Below are 3,777 nucleotides of genomic sequence, written 5' to 3' on the forward strand. Positions count from 1 at the left end.
GACTTAAAGAGATTAAACACTGAGGAACTAAAAAACCTTGCTGAAGAGATCAGAAAGATTATCATAGATACTGTTTCTAAGAATGGAGGACATTTAGCCTCTAACCTAGGCGTAGTGGAGCTCACAATAGCATTACATTATGTCTTTAACTCTCCCCATGACAGAATAATATGGGATGTAGGTCATCAATGCTATCCCCACAAATTACTCACTGGAAGGTATCCTCTTTTTCATACTCTAAGAAAATTTGGGGGTATTTCCGGTTTTCCGAGAATTGATGAAAGTCCACATGATGCCTTCGGCACAGGACATAGCTCCACATCCATTTCAGCTGCTCTTGGAATGGCAGAGGCAAGGGATATTAAAGGTGAGAGTAGAAAGATCATTGCAGTTATTGGAGATGGTGCTCTAACAGCGGGCATGGCCTTTGAAGCGCTCAATCATGCAGGACATCTAAAAAGGGATCTTATTGTAATACTTAATGATAATGAAATGTCTATATCAAAAAATGTTGGAGCTCTCTCTGAATACCTTAACAGGATACTTACCGGCAATCTTTACAGAAAATTTAAGGATGAGACAAAACAGCTAATAAAGAGCATGCCTAAGCAATTCAGTGAACCTGTGGCAAAGCTTGCAGAGAAGGCAGAGGAGACTCTGAAAGGAATACTTCTTCCTCCAGGACTGATCTTTGAAGAACTCGGTTTTGAATATCTTGGACCTATTGATGGCCATAATATTGAGCTTTTAATCACAACGTTAAAAAGATTGAAAGAAATAAAGGGACCTGTTCTTTTACACATAATTACAAAGAAAGGAAAGGGATATAAATACTCAGAGGAAGATCCCTGTATATTCCATGGAGTTGGACCATTCAGTCCTGAAACAGGAAGTCCTGTAAAATCAAGCCATAAGACTTACAGTGAACTCTTTGGTGAATATCTCACTGAGCTTGCCTCAAAAGACTCACGTGTAATAGCAATTACAGCAGCAATGAAGGATGGTACAGGACTTACATGCTTTTATGAAAAATATCCTGAACGACTCTATGATGTCGGAATTGCTGAACAGCATGCAGTGACCTTCGCAGCCGGTCTTGCAAGAGAAGGATTGAGACCCTATGTGGCAATTTATTCAACCTTTCTACAGAGGGCCTTTGATCAGATAATACATGATGTATGCATCCAGAAGCTCCCGGTGACTTTCTGTATTGATAGGGCCGGTATTGTGGGAGAAGATGGTCAGACCCATCAGGGACAGTTTGATCTCTCCTATCTGAGGATTATACCCAATCTTATTGTAATGGCTCCAAAGGACGGTCCTGAACTGAAGACAATGCTTGATCTCAGCCTCAGGATTGACGGTCCCTCGGCAATAAGATACCCAAGGGGGAAGGCAATAGTTATAGAGGGAGAAAGAAACTTTTTCAGTATAGGTCAGGCAGAGATTCTCTGTGATGGCGACGATATAGCAATCCTAGCAGTCGGTAATATGGTAGGCCCGGCCATGGAGGCAGCTATGGAACTGAAAAATATGGATATAAATGTCACTGTTGTAAATGCCAGATTTATAAAGCCTCTTGATGAATCTCTGATATACAGTCTTGCTGGGAGAATAAAAAGGATCATCACTGTTGAGGACAATTCTCTTGCTGGCGGTTTTGGTAGTGCTGTGCTTGAATTTCTGCACAGAACCGGACTTCACGATGTAATAGTGCGGTCTCTCGGTATACCAGATATATTTGTTGAACATGGCACACAGCAGGAACTAAGGGAGAGATACGGACTCAGTAAAGCAGGGATTATCAATACAGCTCTTCTTTTAATGGAGAAGACCTTAATAAGAGATATTTCATTATAATGAAAAAAGATAGGCTTGACAGGGTGCTCGTACAGAGAGGCCTGGTAAGCACCCGTGAAAGGGCAAAAGCCCTGATAATGGAGGGAAAGGTTTTAGTGAGTGGTCACATATGTACAAAACCCGGGACACTGATAAATTCAGATACAGAGATTGAACTCAAGGAAGAGATTCCCTATGTAAGTAGGGGAGGTCTAAAACTTGAAGCTGCTCTTGAATACTTTAATATAGATGTGAACAGTAAGGTGGCGATGGATGTTGGTGCTTCAACAGGTGGTTTTACTGATTGTCTTCTGAAAAGAGGAGCAAAAAAGGTCTACTGTATAGATGTTGGTTACGGGCAGCTTGCCTGGAGTCTCAGGAATGATCCAAGGGTAATTCTTTTTGAAAAAACCAATATAAGATATCTTCCGAAAGAGGCCATACCTGAGGAAATAGATATAATTACAGTGGATGTCTCATTTATATCACTAACAAAAGTACTTCCAAAAATAGTAGAATTCTTGAAATCCGGTGGAGAGGCACTCTGTCTTGTAAAACCACAATTTGAGGTTGGAAAAAAGGATGTTGGAAAGGGTGGAATAGTCAGAGACGAAGAAAAGAGACTGAGTGCAGTTGAGAAAGTGGCTACCGAGGCAACAAAAATAGGTTTCTCTGTAAGTGGAAGTTTCAGGTCACCACTTGAAGGACAGAAGGGAAATGTGGAATACTTTTTATACCTGAAGAAGGAGTGATGGAAGAACAGCGAGCCATAGGTCTGGACCTGTCACTGACATCAGCCGATGTCATAGAGATACTTTTAGAAGATGCCTCAGATAGTTATATCTTCAGTGAGATTCTCCAGGCGAACAGAGAAAGGCCAGAAATACTCAGACTACTTTATGAGCATCCAAACACACCTGAAGAGATAAAATCCCTAACAGAAAAATATCTAAATCTTCCAGTCCTCCAGAAAGAAAACAAGATCTCTCCTGCACCTGTTCCTGCAGAAGAATCAGAGGAGAAAAGGAGAGAAAGTCTTCTTGTAAAAATTCAGCGATTACCTGTTCCAAAAAGAAGACTCCTTGCCCTTAGAGGAGGAAGGGAGATAAGGTCTATTCTTATCAAAGATACAAATAAGGATGTTGTTTTAAGTGTTATAGAGAATCCAAAGATAACAGAATCAGAGATAGAGATGATAGCGAGACAGAGATCCATTCCTGAAGAGGCTCTCAGGATGATAGCAAGTAATAGAGACTGGATCAAGAATTATTCCATAGTGCAGGCACTTGTTAGTAATCCTAAGACACCTCCTGGAATAGCTGTTGGTCTTGTACCCAATCTCAAGACAAAGGATCTTGAACTCATTGAGAGAAATAAAAATGTATCAGAGGCTGTAAGGGCTGCTGCAAAGAGGCTCCTTCAGGTCAGAAAGCCTGGATAAATTTTTTATTGATTCAGAAAAAAGATTTGTTTATAATATTTGCTTAATGAAATATAAAAATTGGATTATATCCAGGAAAGGAGAGGAGAAATTGACAACAGTAACAGAAGAAAAGCCTTTAACAAAGGATCTGATCCTGCCCGGGCTTCCAATGCCCAGAAAGTTTTCTCTTGTGGGTGCTGCTTCAGAGGGTAAAACAGAACTTACAGCCTTTGACAGGGCACTGCTTCTAAGTGGTGTGGGTAATGTAAACCTTCTCAAGGTAAGCAGCATTCTGCCACCTGGTGCTGTATACCACGAAAGGATTGATCTTCAGCCAGGCATTCTCCTTCCCATAGCCTATGGCTCTATTGTATGCTCTGAAGAGGGAAGACTCATCTCAGCTTCTGTAGCTGTTGGGATATCAAGAAAGGATAGCTATGGAGTAATAATGGAATTTTCAGGCTACTGTTCAAAAAAGGAGGCAGAGGAGAGAGTCGTGGATATGCTCAGAGAAG

Annotated in this window: 4 protein-coding genes; all 4 read left to right on the forward strand. The window is 41.0% G+C overall.

Annotation, left to right across the window (positions count from 1 at the left end; all coding sequences use genetic code 11):
* Nucleotides 1-1,860: 1-deoxy-D-xylulose-5-phosphate synthase (gene dxs, locus N2257_10495; protein MCX7794812.1), on the forward strand; the 1,860-nt coding region annotated here is incomplete at its 5' end.
* A complete protein-coding gene (locus tag N2257_10500) occupies nucleotides 1,860-2,591 on the forward strand; it encodes a TlyA family RNA methyltransferase (protein ID MCX7794813.1) in 732 nt (243 codons plus the stop codon). The genes dxs and N2257_10500, both read left to right, overlap by 1 nt.
* On the forward strand, nucleotides 2,591-3,280 hold the full coding sequence (locus N2257_10505; protein MCX7794814.1) for a hypothetical protein: 690 nt from the start codon (nucleotides 2,591-2,593) through the stop codon (nucleotides 3,278-3,280). Before N2257_10500 ends, N2257_10505 begins: the two co-directional genes overlap by 1 nt.
* A gap of 91 nt (nucleotides 3,281-3,371) precedes the next feature.
* The coding region (locus N2257_10510) for a hypothetical protein (GenBank protein MCX7794815.1) at nucleotides 3,372-3,777 on the forward strand (406 nt) is incomplete at its 3' end.

This window comes from Thermodesulfovibrionales bacterium (assembly GCA_026417875.1).
GTDB lineage: Bacteria > Nitrospirota > Thermodesulfovibrionia > Thermodesulfovibrionales > CALJEL01 > CALJEL01.

Bases quoted from the DNA above. Each gene is read 5' to 3' on its own strand.
- N2257_10500 (MCX7794813.1), top strand. From the start codon at position 1,860: ATGAAAAAAGATAGGCTTGACAGGGTGCTCGTACAGAGAGGCCTGGTA.
- N2257_10505 (MCX7794814.1), top strand. From the start codon at position 2,591: ATGGAAGAACAGCGAGCCATAGGTCTGGACCTGTCACTGACATCAGCC.